Consider the following 17362-nt stretch of genomic DNA (forward strand, 5'->3'; position numbering starts at 1 on the left):
AAAAACGTTAAAAATTATTAATGGCTTTTTGTAGATCAAATTGCGCGCCCGTAACCGGATCAATGCCGCGGCGGACCGAATCGCCATCGGAAATACCGTCATTGTTGGAATCGCCGCTTAAAGGATTGCTTTTATAAATTTTTACCTCTTCGTTATCTAATAGCCCGTCGTTATCGCTATCGGCTTTATTCGGATCAGTGGCTAAGCTTTGTTCTTCTTGATCGCTCAATCCGTCTTTATCCGAATCTAGAATCGTCGAAGGCTGTGAGGTGTCGTTATTGATTTTATTATTAACCACTTCTTGGACTGGAGTTGGCTTGGTCGACTTCACTTCGGCTAATTTTGATTTTATAATCGGCCCAAATTTTCCATAAGCGTAATAACCGCCATAACCAACCAAAGCAATAATAATAATAATTAAAATTATTTTTAAAAACTTGGTTGCTTGTCGCGGAGAGCCTTGACGTTTAACGGTCCGAGATAATGGATCGGTTTTGCCGGGTACGGCTGCGACAGATTTGTTTGACTCGCCAGAAGCAAAAATATCCTCCGGTTCCTGGTTTAAGTTTGATTCATTAGCAAACATATAAAATTATTTATTTACCATTTTAAAATACTACCCACCCTCCTCCTAGAATCTATTTCTACTTTTGTGACTCTTGCTGTTGCTGCCCCCATTCTTGTTGATAATAATAAGTTTCTAAGTATTGCATGTTAAAACAGCTACAAGATGACGGACTACTGCAAGCATTACCGGTAAAGTTTAAGTCTTTTGCCTTACAGCTGCCATTAATCCAGGCGCACCAATTATGCTTGCTGCAGGTGCTTGTTTGATTATAGCTCGCGCAATTGTGTTGCCAATTATTCGGCTCTCTATACTCAAAATTACTATAAAGAGCATAGCCTTTATTGCCTTGGAAAAACTTATACATATATTGATAAACATGGGATCCGGCAACACACTCGTATTTTAATTTGTCTGGCGCAGAATTATAGCATCTGCCTTGGCATTGCGGATCGTTCACCGGACAATCAGCGCAACAGCTATAAGGTTTTTGGCCAGAACAATTATTTCTGTTAGCAAAAGTGTTAATCGGATCAATAGGCAAAGCTGAACCTAAGCTGTCTCCTAAAGTATCTTGCCAGGAGCTCCAGCGGCTAGTCGTCATGCCGGGCACATAAATACCAGAAATTAATTTTGGAAAATCATTGTTGGCCGCGCGATATTGAGATAGCAACTGATTTAATTGATTAAAATTAACCAAACGGCTTAAGTCGTGAACCAAGCTCATTTTATCGCCACGCACATTAATATTAAACGTCCAATATTTTATCAAATCATTGACGATTTTAATCGTCTCCTGACTGGCATTATCATTATAAGACAATAAGAAAATATTACTATACAACTTCGGCTGGCCGCCACCAATTAAACCAAAATCAACATTGGTAGCGCCGACATAAGTGGTTCGCCCGTCTTTTATCGCCTGATAGTCATCAACGCTAGGCGCGGCAGAAGGATTAGATTGCGAGTTAATTTTCACCTTATACCATTCGGCTGGCGTTAAGTGGTCAAAATTATCGTAAATCCTTAAGCCTATTACGTCCGAAGTGTTTGGTACATTAAATAGCCAACTAACCTTTAATTCGCTATCGGCCTTAGCCGCATTAACCGGATCGGGTAAGGCCGGCAAAAGCGGACTGCCATCGCGACAATAATTTAACTGGAAATTATAAAAATTAGTATCATTGGGCCGCGGATAAACCCATGGGTTTTCACAAATAAAAACCCTGACTGCTGCCGAGTTGGTGAACGACTGATTAAGAGAATCAACTGCTTCGGCAGTTAAAACCGTATCGCCATTTGTACTGCCAGCCACAGCCGCACCCCTAGAAGGATTGTCTTGATCTCCGGTAACCGTAATTAAATTATCCTTAACGGTCCACGCCCATGTCCAAGTATAGACGCCTGTGATCGGCGAAATCGGCTGGTTGTCTCTGGCATAAGCTGTAGCAAAAAAATCATGACCCTTCCTAGCTTGGCTGAAAATATAACTTTGTGGAGTAATTTGAACTCTTTGAATTTGACAAATCTTGTTGCCGGTCGTAAACTGCCACGACTGATCTTGGGCCATCGACACCCCATATTTACTTTTTACTCCGTTGGGCCCGCCGACAATACGTATTTCATAGAGCCGCTGGCTGTCCAAGGCTGAACTAGGAACAAATCGCACTAATGTTTGTTTTTGCTGCGAATCCGAATCAATGCCGCCAATACTAATTACTTGGCTTTTGACTTCTCCGGCTATTTGAGTCCACTCTGATTTTGGTGGCCCTTGTGGTGCGGCCTGAGAAACGTTGATTAAATTATCTCTTAATTTTAAAACTAAATTCTTGAAAAGGTTCCACAAACTGCTGGTTGGACTGCCTTGATCCTGATTTTTGCCCCATAAAGTTACCGTAGTTGTAGTGGCCATGCTGGTATTAATAGTATTGAGATCCATCTCTTGGTCAAAAGTGAACAGAACAAATGCATTGCGACATATGTTAGTTGAATTTGGTGCCGGAAAACGGCTACTTGAGATTATAGTGGGCGCCGGAGAAACCACTAAATACGCTTGATTGCTTTTGCCGCTAGTAGCAGCGGTAATGTTTGTTTCCCCCAACCCCTTAGCCGTAGCAGTTGTGGAATTATTCGGACCGGTCGGGCTAACAGTAGCTATTTTAGTATCACCAGAACTCCACTGCCAAGTATAGCTGCCGGTTAACATTTGACAGGCTTCTCCTAAAGCCTCTGAGTCAAATTTTTGCGTATCATTAATATTTAAAAGCTGTGTTCTGATTGGCAAAACCGCCACTGATTCAACCGGACAGACCGAATCGTTTTTAGTTTTAAATTGCCAAACATAATCCTGAGCCATGCTTGATCCATCTTCACCAATAACGCCCGCCTCTCCGCCAGGCACAATAACTTCATAATAAGTATCAGCTGATAAGTTTTGCGTGGGTTCAAAAACAAAAGCTTCTTTTTCTAAAGTAACCGGATAAACATATACGTCTTTTGCGCCTACTTCGGTTGGATGAGAACAGGTTTGATCCGAACCGCAATTATAAACTTTAATTAAATTGGTACCGTTAATGCGGCCATCATCCACATTTTTATTAAACCGGGCGCCAACTTTTATATTAAGACATGCTTGCTGATAATTGGGTCGTGGATTTGGTGTAGAATAAATTTGGCTCGGAGGCTCACAAGTTGAATCTTCTTCAACGGCTAAATCAGTTAATTTGACAGTCAAAACGCCTAAACCAGTAATCTTTCGGCGTTGACCTAATTTACCGGGTATCTCTATCCAGGTTGAAGCAGAAATATTTGTTTGTCCTTGGCTTAAAGCGCTGGCCGTAGTTTCTAGCCCGGCAATTGGCTCTACGGTCGCCACCACCGGCGCGCTAGAGTCCCAATCAAAGCTAGCAACACAAACTGGTTGTTGATCATCATAAGCATTAGCCGTATATCTTTGTTGAGCGCCGACCTTAACCATTTTATTGGCCGGATTAACATCTATTCTATCAATTTGGCAAAGCTCGTCGCCCGTCTGAAACACCCAGCTATTCACGCCTAACATGGAAACGCCTTTATCTGAACGAACTCCATCGCCGGGTTGACCGTCTAATTTTTTACCGGTAACCATTATGCGATACCATCTATTGGCTTCTAAGAGCGGATTGGTTAAACAGGGATTAATCGTAAAACCAGTCTTAGTAACCAGATCATTAATGGTTAATGTGGCAGGCACAGAGGTTCCGTTGGCACAATTATTATCGTCGCAAATTTCAAACTTTATATTATTCCAATTTAAGCTCGCTTCATCCATTTTTTGATTGAAAACCGCGACTAAAGCCGCATTACGGCAAACTCCTATTTGGTTGTCATCTGGATTTTTTGACTCAATAATTGGCTGAGCATGACAACATTTATTTGTATCTAAAATGCCACAACCCATGCCGGTGCCACACTGCTCGTCTGTTTGACAGCCGCAACAAAGCCCTCGGCTACCGCCCGTACAAGGCGACTGATTGGCCATACATTGCAAACTGCCGGGACAAGTATTTTGTTCGGTCGGGTTACAGCAACATCGGCAATCGGTATTGTTAACTCGACAAGTATAAGTCGGTTCGCCTTGGCATCGAGTTGATCCATTCGGACAAACGTTTCCATCCGAACACACCTCGCCCGGACCGGGTAATTGTTCTAAAACCGTAAATGGCAAAGCATTGCTATTGCCGTTATTATTACTAACATAAACGTCTCCTGTTCCCGCTAAGCTAGGCACTTTAAAATTATTTATTTTCGTATCACTCCAATTACAACCAGTACCAGGGCAGTTGCTCACCGCCGCTTCATTATAAAATTTAACCGCATCCTTTTCGCCACCGCCATTGCCCAAACGAATACCATTTAATTCAATATTGGTTTTATCTCGATAGCCAGAACTGGGGTTAATTACCCACAAGCACGGACCCTGGGCTGAACCGGATCGATCGATTGTGTAAGTCACGTCACTATTACTAGTTTCTTCTTCGCCGCTCGAACTATAAACGATCGTCAATCTTACCTTAGCTGCCACTGGCAAGTCTTCGCCGGTATCGGGTACAGTAGTGGTTAAATAATTATCACTGACATATTCTACTGGCGAATTAACTACTGAGGGCCCGATTAAAAAACTGATTTGATTATTTTTGGGCGCAGCCGAATGGCTGGGCGTGCCGGTAAAACATTCTCCGAAAACGGTTATGCATTGACCACTTGGGCCTTGAGCTGGACTCACGCGATTAATCCACGGCGCACACAAACAATTAGCCGCCGTAGTTGTTTTAAATGACCAAGTTTTTCCTAAGGTATCACCCTTTTGATTTATAACCAGATCGCTTGTCATCTCGATTTGATAAGTTAGGTTGGGCGTCAAATCAACGCGCGGGTTTATGATAAAAACTTTAGTCTGGAGATCAGGGATCGTTAAATCGGCATATTGGTTACTGATAACTACCGGCCCTTTAATGTTTGGATTTTTATTAATCTCAAAAATCAAATTGTCGCCCTGCTTTACCCTAAAGAGGACTAAATTATTTTCCATCGAAGTGCCAAAAGTCAGACCAATATTGGTGCTGGAGCAAACTTTTTCGCCGGTTGGATAATATGAAGAGATTCCCGGAGCATGATCGTTGGTCTGAAACTCCCATTCTACATTATCCGGATCCATGATATTGGAGCACAAATCTTTAATACCGGAAACATGAATGCGATACCAAGTAAATGGTTTTAACTGAACCGTATCGCGCAAATATATTTTAAAACCGGTGTCTTCTATGTCTACCAGCCAATCGGTCGCCGGAATTTGCTCAACCACTAAACCGCCGCGGCCATCTAGGCGTGAGACCCAGATATTTGCAGCGATTGGATTATTATTACTATCCATTACCGTCGTAGCGTCAACTGGTTCGGAAAAATTAACGTCAATAAGCGGCGTTAAATCAACATTACGATCAGGATAGTTGGGGTCGTTCTGTTTTGAAATCGGATAACTACTGGTAATGTATGGTTTGGACGTATCAGTGTGAATCCCGGTAGTAAAGCGCCAAGTAAAATCAGTGTCTGTTTCCGTACAGCCATTGCTGGCTTCACATTTTTTCAATGTCTTACCGCCATTATCGCCAATTTGTTTTGGCAAATGCACGGTATAATCTGTCTCTGAAGCGAAGAGCGAATCGTGCTTAAAGACCAAGGCATTGCCTAAGACCTGCCAAGTGCCGGTAAATGTACCGCCGCTTTCTACTTTTAATAAATTATCCTGAACTAATTGTTGGATGTTGTCCGGCTTAACGCGATGATTAAAAATCGGCTGAACGGCTGAACACAAATAAACGCTTTGATGATAGTTTTGCGGTGGACCTTCATGGGTAGTTAAAATTCTGCTTACCTTAAAATCATCTGGCAAGATTCCCGGACCGCCAGGTTCTCCGCCATTACCAGCAATACCACTAATTATTTGACTAATGGCATTGATAATAAAAGAGGCAAAAGCATAAGCTAGAATAATAATAAGTAAACCAATAATACCAGCGGCCATTAATTTTTTAGCTCGAGTAATCTTTTCTTCGTTACCGCCCGAAGTCATCCAAATAAATCCGCCATAAACGACGATAACCACGGCGATTAATCCCAAGAATCCCAAAATAAAACGAACTATACGGCCGATAATAATAGGCAATGGCGTAGATGGTAGTTCGGTAGTATTAGAAAACTGTTCCAGTCCTTCGTTCATCGGCGGCTGAGCATGAGCAACAGAAAATTGGCCGACTAAAATCAATAAAATAAAAAAGAGAAACGCTAGAGAAAAGAGTTTCTTAGTTCTTGCGCTAAAAAATAACTCTCCAAACTTTAGGTTTCTCATACAAAATAATTTTACTTATTTTATTTGCTCAATTCTTCTTTGACTAAAGCGCTGACCTTGTTGCCGTCGGCTTTTCCTTTAGTTTCCTTAGAAACGGCGCCCATCACCTTGCCGAAGTCCTGCGGGCCAGCCGCGCTTAATTCTTTTATCTTGCTTTGAATTATAACTCTTAATTTTTCTTCTGACAATTGTTCGGGTAAATAAACAGATAAAATTTCTAATTCTTTTTTTTCTTTTTGAGCTAAATCCTGACGGCCGCCTTTATCAAAAGCTTCTATAGATTCTTTGCGGCGTTTAGTTTCACAGCTGACGATTTCTATCGTCAATTCGTCGGTCAATTCTTTTTTCTTAGCCTTTAGTTCGATTTCAAGATTTTGTAAAGAAGCCTTCAGCATTCTCAAGGCCGAAACTTTTATTTCATCTTTCTTGATCATCGCCTGCTTTAAATCTTCTAAAATTTTCTCAAACAAAGTCATAAAAATTATTTTAATAATTTCTAGCTCTTCAAGGCGCCAGTTTTAATCAAAAACTCGCGCTTAGCCTGATCGCTCTTGCGTCGTAAAGCGCTAATTTTTCTCGCTCGCGAAGTAGTTGTTCGAGAACGAAAACGGCGGCCTTTCACTTCTTTGACTAGGCCACTGCGCACTACGCTTTGATTGAAGCGTCGAATCATTCCCTCGGTCGATTCGCCAGCTTTTTTCTTAACTTCGATTGTCATAAAATTCACCTCTTATAGAAATTATAACGTAAAATATAAGAATGTAAATACATTATCCCCAGTTAATAAAGAAAAACAGGTCCCAGCCGAAGCCGGGACCCGTAGGGGGTCAAAACCGCTCTCAGGACGAAAGCGGAGACCGAAAACTCGCCGCCTCCACCACAACATCTTAATATATTTTGACTTTTTGTCAATGGTGTGCTATAGTACGTTCTATGTTAAAAAACCTCAAAAAATCAGACCCGATTATTGCCAAAATAATCCAAAATGAAATCAAACGCCAGCAAGACGGCCTGGTTTTGATTGCCTCGGAAAATTATGCTTCACCGGCAGTTTTAGAAGCACTCGGCTCGGCCTTGACCAATAAATATTCCGAAGGTTATCCGGGCAAGCGTTATTACGGCGGCAATCAATTCATCGATCAGACAGAAAATCTGGCCATTGAACGGGCTAAAAAATTGTTTTTGCCCAAAAATCAATGGACAAACTGGCAAGTTAACGTCCAACCCTATTCCGGTTCGCCGGCTAACTTGGCTGTTTATTTTGCCCTACTTCAACCCGGGGCCCTTGCCAAAGGGAATAAGGCAAGCAAAATCATGGGCATGAGTCTGGCCCAAGGCGGCCATTTGACTCACGGCCATCCGGTTAACCTTTCCGGCAAAATATTTAAAATAATTCCTTACGGCGTTGACCAGAAAACAAATTTATTAAATTATAAAGAAATCGAAAAAATCGCACTAAAGAATAAGCCGCAACTTATCGTTTGCGGCGCTACGGCTTATTCCCGGGAAATAGATTTCAACGCTTTTAGAAAAATCGCCGACAAAGTCGGCGCGATTCTCATGGCTGATATTTCCCATATTGCCGGGCTTATTGCCGCTAAAAAACACTTGAGTCCCTTTCCTTATTGTGACGTTATTACAACCACGACCCATAAAACCTTACGCGGCCCGCGCGGCGCTATGATTTTTGCCAAAAACGAATTGGCTGAACCGATTCAAAAAATGATTTTTCCCGGCACGCAAGGCGGACCGCACGACAATAACGTCGCCGGTATTGCTGTGGCCTTGCAAGAAGCACTAAAACCTTCTTTTAAAAAATACGGGGCACAAATTTGTCTTAACGCCAAGATCCTAGCTCAAACTTTAAAACAAAATGGACTAAACATAATTACTGGCGGCACTGATAACCACTTGATTTTAGTTGACGTACGTAACGCCGAATTAAATGGCAAGGAAGCAGAAAAATTATTGGAAAAAGTCGGTATTTACGTTAACCGCAACACTATTCCTTTTGATCCTAATCCTCCCTTTAAGCCGTCTGGTCTACGACTCGGCACACCGGCTTTAACCACGCGCGGCATGAAAGAGAAAGAAATGAAAATTATCGGCCAATTAATCGCTAAGATAATTTTTGCGCCGCAGAATGAAGCAATAAAAAAAACGGTGCGGCAAACCGTTAAAAAACTAACAAAAAAGTTTAAAATTTACTAATCTTATTATTCCGCTACAATATCATCAAAAATTATCGGAATTCTTTTTTTAAATTCAGCCAGAAGCGGAATGATAATTTCTCTCATTTGTGGGTGAGCCGCGGCAGACGTTCTTAGTTTGAAAAAATGCCGCCATTCACGTAAATTGAAGGTGGTGACGATTTCAGTTTTCAAGGAGTTCGGCAAAACACTGCGCGCTTCTTGCGGCGTCGCCCCCAGCTCGATCAATTTATTGTAGGCTTGTTCTGTATCTTCCATGGCCTTCTGCCAAGCTGCGTACTTCTCAGGGTTGCCAGCGAAGAAAAACGGCTCGATAACCTGAATGCTGCCTTTTTTATGGTAATCACAATAGCGAGTTGACTCCTGAGAATAAGAAGCGAGGCGATGGCGGACTAATTCATGCGTCACGCCGCGATCGCAGATCAATCGCACCGTAACTTTCTCGTGCTCAATCACGCTCTCGTGCCCGCGTTTCAAAATATTAGCAATTAATTTTTCGGCCGACCCTTCGCAGATTTTGTCTTCGCTTTTATAACAGGTTCTAGCGTATTTTTCTAAATTTTTAAGAATTTTTTTACCATCAACTTCGTCTTCTATTATAAAGCTCGGCTTAATAACTTGCATAAATTTTATTTAAAATGGTTAAATTACTTCTCGGAAAACCCGGCGCTGACAAAGTCCTCTCTTCTGTTAAGAGAAAGATTTCTCATAACCGGAAACGACCATGCCTAAGCGCGATTTTGGTCGGCCACGACAAGGCCTCTCTCACTTATGTTAGAATAAAAGAAAGAGCTTGTCAAAGGGTGGGTATTGATTTTAAAAAATATTTATTGCCCGAAAATATCTCGGAAAGTAAAATTGCCAAATTGATTAAAAAAATCAATAATGATAAGCGTATTAACGGCCTCATTATTCAATTGCCTCTACCGCGGCACCTTAATCAAGAAAAAATTACCAGACTGGTTTCGCCGGAAAAAGATGTTGATGGCTTTGTTGTTGGTACCCAATTTGTTTCACCGGTTTACCAGGGTATAATTTTTCTAATTAAACAATCCGGATTAAAATTAAAAAACAAAAAGGCAGTTATTCTGTCTAATAGTTATACTTTCGCCGACCCGCTGGCTAAAATTCTTTTGAAGAAAAAAGTTTCAACCGATATCATTGTCGTTAAAAAACTAAATCCTGGTGATAAAAAAATTATCAAAAAAGCTGACATTATTATTAGCGCCTTGGGCAGGTCCCATTTTATAAAACCAAATTTAATTAAAAATAAATCTTTAATCATCGACATAGGCTTTAGTCACTCGCACGGTAAGCTCTGTGGCGACGCCAGTCCGTTCTGCCAAATGAAAGCCGGTTTTGTCTCGCCCGTTCCCGGCGGCATTGGTCCGCTAACCGTGGCGTTTTTATTAAAAAATTTAACGACGCCCTCTAAAACTAAATAAAGGGCGGGGTCCTTCGAAGCTCTTATATTTAAAAAATAATTAATAAAACTCTCTTTGCTGGATACCTAAATTTAAATCCATAAAATCATCCAGCGAAGGAGGATTTCTTAAAATTTTTTTATGAACAATATCGAATCTAGCCTTGATCCATCTTCATCCGTACCAACAAACAATCCAGAGTCGGAACAAAAAAAGCAGACAAAAGAATACGAACAAGAATCCCGGCCAGATAATAGTTTTTTGATGGTTTTTGAACAACGATTTAACCTTTCAGAAAAAGTTTTAAAATTAATTCCTCCCTTTATCACCAACCGTACCCTGATGCATACTGGCTTTATTGCCGCATGTTTAACGGGTCTTTCTTTTTTTCTAACCACTTTTAACAAAACCTGGTTTCTATCTGCGGCTTTCTTTTTACTAGTATTTCTTTTTTGCGATCGTTATGACGGACGAATTGCCCGCGCCAAAGGGGTTATTAGTAAGCGCGGCTACTTTGCTGACCATATGTTTGACGGTCTCTCCTTGTTTATTTTTTTCGTCGGCTTGGGTTTTTCGCCAGGTATGCGCTTATCAATAGCCCTCGGTATTGTTTTGTTTTATTATATTTTGGCTATTAATACTTTTTTGATGACCTATATTACCGGAACGTTTGCCACTACTTATTATCGGTTCAGCCCGGCTGAAGCAATTTTAATTTTAGTTATAGTTTGCGTTATCAGCTTCCTTTTGCCCTACCCCTACATAGTTTTTCAAACAAATATCCGCGGATTAGAAGAAGTAACCCTCTTGGACTTGTTGGGAACTATTTTTATGATACTTTTTGCCGCCTTGGCGATCAGCGCTACGATAAAAAACTTTTTCTTCGTGGAAAGGTTTGAAAAGCGTTATCCAGCTGACACGATTTGGATGTATTTGCGCAAAAGACAATTAGTAAAAAACGAATATGTTGATCAAATTCTCGACGATTTAGATAAACTATTCAATAATAAAAAATAATATGGCTTATGGCGACGCTAATTTAGAAAAACCAAAAGAAGAAATTATTATATCCGATCCGGAAAGATTAGCTGAATTAGAGCAAGCGCTAATAAAAGGCGGGCCACAAAACCTGCACATTCTTTCTGACTTTGACAGAACCTTAACAAAGGCTTTTATTGATGGGCAATATATTCCATCGTTAATTTCTGTTTTACGAGACCATGGCTATCTAACTCCTGATTATCCGGAACAAGCCCATGCGCTCTTTAATAAATATCATGCCATTGAGCTTGATCCCAAGGTTTCTTTAGCTGATAAAAAAAGAGCTATGCTTGAATGGTGGACGGCTCATTTTGATTTGTTGATTAGATCGGGATTAAACAAAAAAGACCTAAGCGACGTAGTCGAATCTAACCAAATTGTTTTGCGGGATGGATTTAAGGAATTTAGCGAACTTCTAAAAGCGCAAAATATTCCATTAGTCGTGCTCTCTTCGAGCGGATTGGGCGGTGAAATTATTGCTATGCTTTTGGCTAAAGCCGGAGCATTATCAAGCAACGTGCACATTGTTTCCAATGAATTTGAATGGGATGCCGAGGGCAAGGCGATTGGCGTTAAAAAGCCCATAATCCACTCGATGAATAAAGATGAAGCTGCACTTAAAGATTTCTCGTTTTTTAAAGATATAAAAGACAGAAAAAACGTACTGCTAATGGGTGACAATTTGGAAGATACGGCTATGATCACCGGCTTTAGTTATGATAATTTAGTCAGAATCGGATTTATGAACGAAAGAACTAAAGAAAATTTAGAACATTATCAACAAAAATATGAGGTGGTAGTTTTAAATGACGGCTCGCTGGCTTATGTGAATGATTTGCTGAAAAAAATTAATCAGAGTTAAAAAAAACAAAAAATCGCGAAGCTAAAACTCGCGATTTTTTTATTTTAGTTTACCCCATCAGAGATTTAAGCAAATGAGATTTAAGAAATAAAAAATATGATAAAATTTGTCTAACATTTCTTTATTCTAATTAAGATAATCTCTAAGGGGTAAACTATCTTGATTCGATTATTTTATACAGCGCGATAGCCGCAGCCGTAGAAACATTAAGCGATTCTTTAATACCAGCCATGGGTAATTCGATTATTTTATCAGCGCGTTTTAATAAACCCTTAGAAACACCATTAACTTCGTTGCCAATAATCAGGGCCAGAGGAAATTTTGGTTTAAATTTTAAATAAGAAATGCTTTTGGGTGTCTGCTCCAGAGCTACAATTTGATAGCCCTGTTTTTTTAATTTATCGACTTCGCGCCAAATCGACCAATAATGTTCGAAAGGCACGCTTTTTTCCGCCCCCAAAGAAACCTTATCGATTTTGGGCTGCGGCGGCCTGCCAGTAATGCCACCCAAATAAATCTCATCTACTCCGGCACCGTCAGCTAAGCGAAACATCGAGCCGACGTTAAACAAACTTCTGATATTATCCAAGATTAAAACTAATTTTTTATCTTTCTTCGCCACTATCTTTAAATAAAATATTTAATGTATCATCTGCTTAAGTCTCTCGGCTTCTTGCTCGACCACTGCACCGCTATATTCTCCATTGTGGGCATGCGCGCCGTCATAAGACGGTTTTTTTTGGTCTAAATGTAGATTATAAATTATCTGATCGGCCTTCTGTTCGATATAAATATGAAATCGCGGATAAAAAAATCCGCGCAGACGACGAACAAAACTGGTTTGGTGGCTTATCGGATCTTTAAATTCAGCATAACCGCAGCGCTTCAATTTAACTATCGCTTCGGCCAAACTTAGATTTTTAAAAATAATTTTCATGATTATTTTTTTGCTTTTTTGAATCGTTCGACGCGAATCAAGCCGGAACAAGAAATGATTTTTATGCCTTGTTTAGCTAATTCATCTAAGAATAAATTCATGCCCAAGGAATCCGAAGCCATATGGCCAGCCACCACCACGTTAATATGCGCTTTTTCCGCTTCCTTACGGTGCTCTTCGCTCATGTGCATGGCTACTACCGTGCCAATGCCGACTTGGGCTAACTTTTCAAATATTAGCGGTGAGCCCTCGGTACCACCGGTTAATTCAGTTAAGGCTATTTTACCGCAATGATTTTCCGGACGGCCGGAAAAAAGACGCGGACCAGCATTAAGTTTAATCGCCTCTTTGTACTCGGGAATGCTTTTCAAGAGTTTTAATAAATCTTCGACATATTCTGGCTTTTCTTTTTTAATCATCTTATCTAAAAATGAAGCGACGAAATTGTCGGCCGGAGTATGTACGCACATTAAATTCATTTTCAATAACTTAGCTGCATCAACCACTTCGTTATGATTAGCCGGAGACAGCTTACGGCTCACCTCGTCAATTCTAATTTTGACTAAATTTTCGGCGATATTAATCGGCACACCATACATACTTAAAACATCGGCCTGTAAATGCATCACATCGTCTAATCCGGCTAAGCCAATCCCCTCAGGGTGATGGGCTAAAACTAAATCAACACCACCCAATTTATCGGCTAATAATAATTCTCCCACGCCAATATCCACACCAGTAAGAATCTTTTTTATTTGTTTTTTATCGTCAACCAAAACCCGAGTATCAGAAAAAGGATTAATCAATCTTTCTTTGTCGAACTCCTCTTTTTGATCTTTTGATAACTCTTCATATTTTTTCTTTAAATGGGTCAACATTTTGCTAACCGTGGCTTTTCCGCGTAAGTCGGCTTCAGTGCCTAGTTTAATGGCTAATTGATAAATTTGTTGCGCGTTCATAGGGTTATAATTATGGAGTTAATTTCTCTAGTTTAACAAAATATAGATAAAAATCAAGACTTTCTAGGGGTTGACTTTTAACCAAAATATGCTATAATTTAAAAACAAACTAAGGAGGAAATCATGCTGATTGTGATTGTGATCTGGGCCGTCCTGATGCTGGCCTATCCCGTCCTTCCCGTTGTTCTTTCGGGAATCTTACCGCCCCTGGTCTTTCTGATCCTGTCCCTGATCTCAAACGAGGACTCTGTGTTCTCGACTCTGTGGACGGTCTTCATCATCTGCGGTATAGTCGGCGCCATCCTGAGCATCTTCTTCGTCCCGCAAGAGATCTTTTCGGCCAAAGACCCTGTGGTGCTGTATTTCCGGTTCACGAGGATGTGTGGCCTAATCGCCGCCTACGCAGTCACGATTGTCGTGGCTATTGTGAAAGTCATCAACTTAATCGAGACAAGGGCAAGAGCAAGGGCCGCAACAACCGTCTGATCAGCAACTGGGGCGCTCGCACATCGCGGGCGCCTCTGACCGTTTTAGAAAAATTCTACCAAAAATTCTATATTCTTATCTTGATATTTTTGGTTCATATATTTTTTAATCAGGCCTTCGGCCAATTTGATTAATTCATTTTTAACGGCCCGATCAAGCGTCTTCTTGAAACGAATTAAAACTGTCGGGCCGGCCACATTGTCGGGCTCAACTAAAATATCTTTGGTTCGGCTTATTTTTTTTAATTGCTGATTTTCTTTATGATTACGGCCGACTACACACAAGACATCTTCATGCCAAAAATTACGGCCCACTTTTAATAATTCCATATCTTCAATGTCGGCCTGCGGCCATTTATTAAACATTTCTTTGAGCCGCTGACCAAATGCCGGATCAGTTAACAGACATCCGCCGGCTGGCGTCGGATAATCCTCAAGATTATATTGCTGCGCTAAAGCCATTTGTTTCTGTCGCGAGCGACCGCTGATATCCATTAATTTATCTCTACCAACAATACTCCTGTTTTCGGCAATGGTCGACGCTAATAATTTAGCCGATAAGGGCCTTAGCAAATAACCTTCGAGGCTCGATTTTTTTTCTAATAATTTTAGAGCGGATTCATTTTGCGAAAACGGCCGTTCACCTAAAACCTCGCCGGTAGCGACGAAATCAAAGCCCTCCCGCCGCATCATCTCGCCAGCTTTTTTAAGCATCATTAAATGGCAATCAAGGCACGGATTCATATTCTTGCCATAACCATATCGCGGATCTTTTACTATTGTTAGATGTTCTGAAGAAATATCAACTACTCGTAAAGGTAAGGAAATTTTAGCGGCCATTTTTTCTGGTATTGTAGCGTTAAAAAAACAACTGACAAACGTCAGTCCGGTCACCTTTATCGCTTGCTCTTGTAAGAGTTTAACCGCTAAAATCGAATCAAGCCCGCCAGAAAATAAACAAAGGGCTTTAGCCATGAAAATTATTTAATCTTTATTTAATAGTAATATTTTAAAACTAAAGCCATGCTAATTGCGCCCCAAAATAGAGATAAAATCATCAACCATTTTCCGTCATTTTTAAGTCCTGGTTCCCGCCACAAAGCATAGCCATAAATTAATCCGGCAAAAAATGGATTAAGAATAGTAACCAAAAGGCCAACAATTATCCATTTTTGTTTTGACACAACAATCTTGTCCGAGTCTTTATTTCTTACCTCGGTTATCATAAAAAATAATCTACTCAAATTATCCTTCCACTTTAAAAACAATGTCGCCGGGCTTGACCATTTGGTCAACCTTCATGCCTACAGCATCGCCAGCTTTAGCTTCTTCGATAGTTTGATGTTCGACCTGCATTGAATCCACAATTTGAGTAAAATCTCGACCACCGCCAACGATGTGAATGGTTTCGCCGGCTTTTAAACTGTCGGTTAATTCTAAAACGGCTACGCTGATTTTGGCAAAATAATGCGTTATTTTGCCGATTTGTTTTTCTTCGGCCATAAATTTATAACAAACTAATTAATATATAAATTATAAAGGGTATCTTGATTCAAAGCAAGCTTTGAAATTATTTGCTTTCCTGATTAAAAAATCGGTTATTATCTGTAGATAATTAAATAACGTATCGACCGCCCTTGATTTGATCGCCGATAACCATGCCGTGATCTAAGGTAATTACTCGACGTTTTAATAAATTAACAATTTCTCGATTATGACTCACCAGTAAAATAGTCGTACCGAATTTATTAATTTTTAAAAGCAAATCAATTATATCTCTGGTATTAATGGAGTCGAGATTGCCAGTCGGCTCATCGGCAATTAAAATTTTTGGCTTATTGGCAATGGCTCGGGCAATAGCTACGCGCTGCGCCTCGCCAGCCGATAATTGATGAGGCCAACGATTGGCCTTACTTTCTACGCCAACAATGCGTAAAATTTGCGGAACCATAGCTTTTATTTTTTTTTCCGGAGTACCGACTACTTCAAGGGCAAAAGCAACGTTTTCGTAAACGTTTTTTTTGGGCAATAATTTAAAATCCTGAAAGACCACACCCACCTGACGGCGTAAATATGGTATTTCTTGACTATTAATATCAGTGATATCCCAGCCGCCAATGATGATTTTGCCCTGGGTGGCCTTTTCTTCGGCAATAAGCAATTTTATAACCGTGGTTTTGCCGGCACCTGATTGGCCAACCAGGGAAACAAACTCGCCCGCCTCAACACTAAAAGAAACATTACGCAAAGCATGCGTATTTGGCGGATAGAATTTACTAATGTTGATTAATTTAATCATTTAATTTTTTTCTGGAGCCGAGGGTGAGGATCGAACTCACGACCTATGGTTTACGATACCGTTGCCCCGCCTGCCATCGCCCTAGCCCGCGGTCGGAATCGAACCGACAACCTACGGTTTACGATACCGTTGCTCTACCAGTTGAGCTACACGGGCTCAGGCTATGGCGGGCAGGTCTACCCTACTTCGAGCTTATTAATTAAGCTCGAACGGGCCGTCCAGTTTTTTTCAAAAACTGGAATAGGCCAATTGAGCTATCTGGGCAAAAGTGGCGGGGCAAGGCTGCCCCGACGTTTTAGTCGGTCCGATGACTCCGACGAGTATCGGACTCCGTCGGAGGACTCCGACTGTAACGTCGGAGAGCTACCTCGGCATTAACACTCAGTCAGCCTATTAATATAATACACTAGGCTGAAAATTTTTCAATTGGAGCGGGTAACGGCCTGCCTGCCCTGACTGCCGTCAGGCGGGCGGTAGGCAGGGAATTGAATCTTTACTTGGGAAGTCCTAAAAGTTTTTGCAATCCGCCAAATTGCGGAGAAGTAGTGAATTTTTGTGGAGCGGGCGACCGGATTCGAACCGGCGACCTTCTGCTTGGGAAGCAGACATTCTACCACTGAACTACGCCCGCTTAATCAAAAGGGATATATCTTGGCTCGCAAAAAACCGGATCCTCGAAAAAGATATTCACTG

The 17362-nt window shown here is 40.9% G+C and carries 17 protein-coding genes and 2 tRNA genes; 5 read left to right on the forward strand and 14 right to left on the reverse strand.

The genetic code is table 11. The features are described 5' to 3' along the window. Positions 1-7 precede the first annotated feature (7 nt). The 4 genes from PHV78_00090 to PHV78_00105 are packed head-to-tail and all read right to left on the reverse strand — an operon-like array spanning position 8 to position 7170. Positions 8-586 carry a thrombospondin type 3 repeat-containing protein gene (locus tag PHV78_00090; GenBank protein ID MDD5395658.1) on the reverse strand — a complete coding sequence of 193 codons (579 nt, stop codon included), beginning with the start codon at positions 584-586 and terminating at the stop codon, positions 8-10. A gap of 58 nt (positions 587-644) precedes the next feature. After that, the gene (locus PHV78_00095) at positions 645-6452 is read right to left on the reverse strand and encodes an Ig-like domain-containing protein (GenBank protein MDD5395659.1); all 5808 of its coding nucleotides are present in this window, start codon (positions 6450-6452) and stop codon (positions 645-647) included. 20 nt (positions 6453-6472) lie between these two features. Next, positions 6473-6928, reverse strand: a complete 456-nt coding sequence (locus PHV78_00100) for a GatB/YqeY domain-containing protein (GenBank protein ID MDD5395660.1) — start codon at positions 6926-6928, stop codon at positions 6473-6475. A gap of 20 nt (positions 6929-6948) precedes the next feature. Beyond that, on the reverse strand, positions 6949-7170 hold the full coding sequence (locus tag PHV78_00105) for a 30S ribosomal protein S21 (GenBank protein ID MDD5395661.1): 222 nt from the start codon (positions 7168-7170) through the stop codon (positions 6949-6951). Positions 7171-7385: 215 nt separating this feature from the next. Here PHV78_00105 and PHV78_00110 point away from each other — a divergent pair, with 215 nt between their 5' ends. Then, positions 7386-8663: a serine hydroxymethyltransferase gene (locus PHV78_00110; GenBank protein ID MDD5395662.1), complete on the forward strand. Its 1278-nt coding sequence runs from the start codon at positions 7386-7388 to the stop codon at positions 8661-8663. Positions 8664-8668: 5 nt separating this feature from the next. Here the strand turns inward: PHV78_00110 and thyX are convergent, their stop codons facing one another. Beyond that, entirely contained in the window at positions 8669-9286 is a 618-nt protein-coding gene (gene thyX, locus PHV78_00115) for an FAD-dependent thymidylate synthase (protein MDD5395663.1), read from the reverse strand. 14 nt (positions 9287-9300) lie between these two features. Here thyX and PHV78_00120 point away from each other — a divergent pair, with 14 nt between their 5' ends. The 3 genes from PHV78_00120 (at position 9301) to PHV78_00130 (ending at position 11989) form a co-directional block, all read left to right on the forward strand. After that, positions 9301-10107 (forward strand): bifunctional 5,10-methylenetetrahydrofolate dehydrogenase/5,10-methenyltetrahydrofolate cyclohydrolase, encoded by an 807-nt coding sequence (locus PHV78_00120; GenBank protein ID MDD5395664.1) that lies wholly within the window; start codon positions 9301-9303, stop codon positions 10105-10107. Between the two features lie 120 nt (positions 10108-10227). Then, entirely contained in the window at positions 10228-11103 is an 876-nt protein-coding gene (locus PHV78_00125) for a CDP-alcohol phosphatidyltransferase family protein (protein MDD5395665.1), read from the forward strand. Between the two features lies 1 nt (position 11104). Beyond that, positions 11105-11989 (forward strand): hypothetical protein, encoded by an 885-nt coding sequence (locus tag PHV78_00130; GenBank protein MDD5395666.1) that lies wholly within the window; start codon positions 11105-11107, stop codon positions 11987-11989. A gap of 154 nt (positions 11990-12143) precedes the next feature. On the opposite strand, the gene PHV78_00135 is transcribed toward PHV78_00130, so the two are convergent. The 3 genes from PHV78_00135 to PHV78_00145 are packed head-to-tail and all read right to left on the reverse strand — an operon-like array spanning position 12144 to position 13885. Beyond that, the gene (locus tag PHV78_00135; protein ID MDD5395667.1) at positions 12144-12611 is read right to left on the reverse strand and encodes an RNA methyltransferase; all 468 of its coding nucleotides are present in this window, start codon (positions 12609-12611) and stop codon (positions 12144-12146) included. A gap of 18 nt (positions 12612-12629) precedes the next feature. Then, complete coding sequence (locus PHV78_00140; GenBank protein ID MDD5395668.1) at positions 12630-12926, reverse strand: hypothetical protein; 297 nt, start codon at positions 12924-12926, stop codon at positions 12630-12632. Positions 12927-12928: 2 nt separating this feature from the next. Next, on the reverse strand, positions 12929-13885 hold the full coding sequence (locus tag PHV78_00145) for an NGG1p interacting factor NIF3 (protein MDD5395669.1): 957 nt from the start codon (positions 13883-13885) through the stop codon (positions 12929-12931). Between the two features lie 123 nt (positions 13886-14008). On the opposite strand from PHV78_00145, the gene PHV78_00150 reads away from it, so the two are divergent. Beyond that, on the forward strand, positions 14009-14371 hold the full coding sequence (locus tag PHV78_00150) for a hypothetical protein (protein MDD5395670.1): 363 nt from the start codon (positions 14009-14011) through the stop codon (positions 14369-14371). Positions 14372-14415: 44 nt separating this feature from the next. Here PHV78_00150 and PHV78_00155 read toward each other — a convergent pair whose 3' ends face one another. From PHV78_00155 to PHV78_00180, 6 genes are all read right to left on the reverse strand, one after another. Next, on the reverse strand, positions 14416-15345 hold the full coding sequence (locus tag PHV78_00155) for a tRNA 4-thiouridine(8) synthase ThiI (GenBank protein ID MDD5395671.1): 930 nt from the start codon (positions 15343-15345) through the stop codon (positions 14416-14418). Between the two features lie 20 nt (positions 15346-15365). Next, positions 15366-15596 (reverse strand): hypothetical protein, encoded by a 231-nt coding sequence (locus tag PHV78_00160; GenBank protein ID MDD5395672.1) that lies wholly within the window; start codon positions 15594-15596, stop codon positions 15366-15368. A gap of 19 nt (positions 15597-15615) precedes the next feature. Further along, positions 15616-15873 carry a hypothetical protein gene (locus PHV78_00165; GenBank protein ID MDD5395673.1) on the reverse strand — a complete coding sequence of 86 codons (258 nt, stop codon included), beginning with the start codon at positions 15871-15873 and terminating at the stop codon, positions 15616-15618. Positions 15874-15985: 112 nt separating this feature from the next. Next, positions 15986-16669: a cell division ATP-binding protein FtsE gene (ftsE, locus tag PHV78_00170; GenBank protein ID MDD5395674.1), complete on the reverse strand. Its 684-nt coding sequence runs from the start codon at positions 16667-16669 to the stop codon at positions 15986-15988. Between the two features lie 83 nt (positions 16670-16752). Further along, positions 16753-16825: transfer RNA gene (locus tag PHV78_00175), tRNA-Thr, on the reverse strand. A gap of 400 nt (positions 16826-17225) precedes the next feature. Continuing rightward, positions 17226-17300, reverse strand: a tRNA-Gly gene (locus tag PHV78_00180). Positions 17301-17362 lie beyond the last annotated feature (62 nt).

The sequence above is a fragment of the Patescibacteria group bacterium genome, assembly GCA_028715115.1.
Lineage (GTDB): Bacteria > Patescibacteriota > Patescibacteriia > UBA2591 > UBA4787 > JAQUSN01.

Coding starts and splice junctions, on each gene's coding strand:
- PHV78_00090 (MDD5395658.1), bottom strand. CDS start 586: ATGTTTGCTAATGAATCAAACTTAAACCAGGAACCGGAGGATATTTTT.
- PHV78_00095 (MDD5395659.1), bottom strand. CDS start 6,452: ATGAGAAACCTAAAGTTTGGAGAGTTATTTTTTAGCGCAAGAACTAAG.
- PHV78_00100 (MDD5395660.1), bottom strand. CDS start 6,928: ATGACTTTGTTTGAGAAAATTTTAGAAGATTTAAAGCAGGCGATGATC.
- PHV78_00105 (MDD5395661.1), bottom strand. CDS start 7,170: ATGACAATCGAAGTTAAGAAAAAAGCTGGCGAATCGACCGAGGGAATG.
- PHV78_00110 (MDD5395662.1), top strand. CDS start 7,386: ATGTTAAAAAACCTCAAAAAATCAGACCCGATTATTGCCAAAATAATC.
- thyX (MDD5395663.1), bottom strand. CDS start 9,286: ATGCAAGTTATTAAGCCGAGCTTTATAATAGAAGACGAAGTTGATGGT.
- PHV78_00120 (MDD5395664.1), top strand. CDS start 9,301: ATGGTTAAATTACTTCTCGGAAAACCCGGCGCTGACAAAGTCCTCTCT.
- PHV78_00125 (MDD5395665.1), top strand. CDS start 10,228: ATGAACAATATCGAATCTAGCCTTGATCCATCTTCATCCGTACCAACA.
- PHV78_00130 (MDD5395666.1), top strand. CDS start 11,105: ATGGCTTATGGCGACGCTAATTTAGAAAAACCAAAAGAAGAAATTATT.
- PHV78_00140 (MDD5395668.1), bottom strand. CDS start 12,926: ATGAAAATTATTTTTAAAAATCTAAGTTTGGCCGAAGCGATAGTTAAA.
- PHV78_00145 (MDD5395669.1), bottom strand. CDS start 13,885: ATGAACGCGCAACAAATTTATCAATTAGCCATTAAACTAGGCACTGAA.
- PHV78_00150 (MDD5395670.1), top strand. CDS start 14,009: ATGCTGATTGTGATTGTGATCTGGGCCGTCCTGATGCTGGCCTATCCC.
- PHV78_00155 (MDD5395671.1), bottom strand. CDS start 15,345: ATGGCTAAAGCCCTTTGTTTATTTTCTGGCGGGCTTGATTCGATTTTA.
- PHV78_00160 (MDD5395672.1), bottom strand. CDS start 15,596: ATGATAACCGAGGTAAGAAATAAAGACTCGGACAAGATTGTTGTGTCA.
- PHV78_00165 (MDD5395673.1), bottom strand. CDS start 15,873: ATGGCCGAAGAAAAACAAATCGGCAAAATAACGCATTATTTTGCCAAA.
- ftsE (MDD5395674.1), bottom strand. CDS start 16,669: ATGATTAAATTAATCAACATTAGTAAATTCTATCCGCCAAATACGCAT.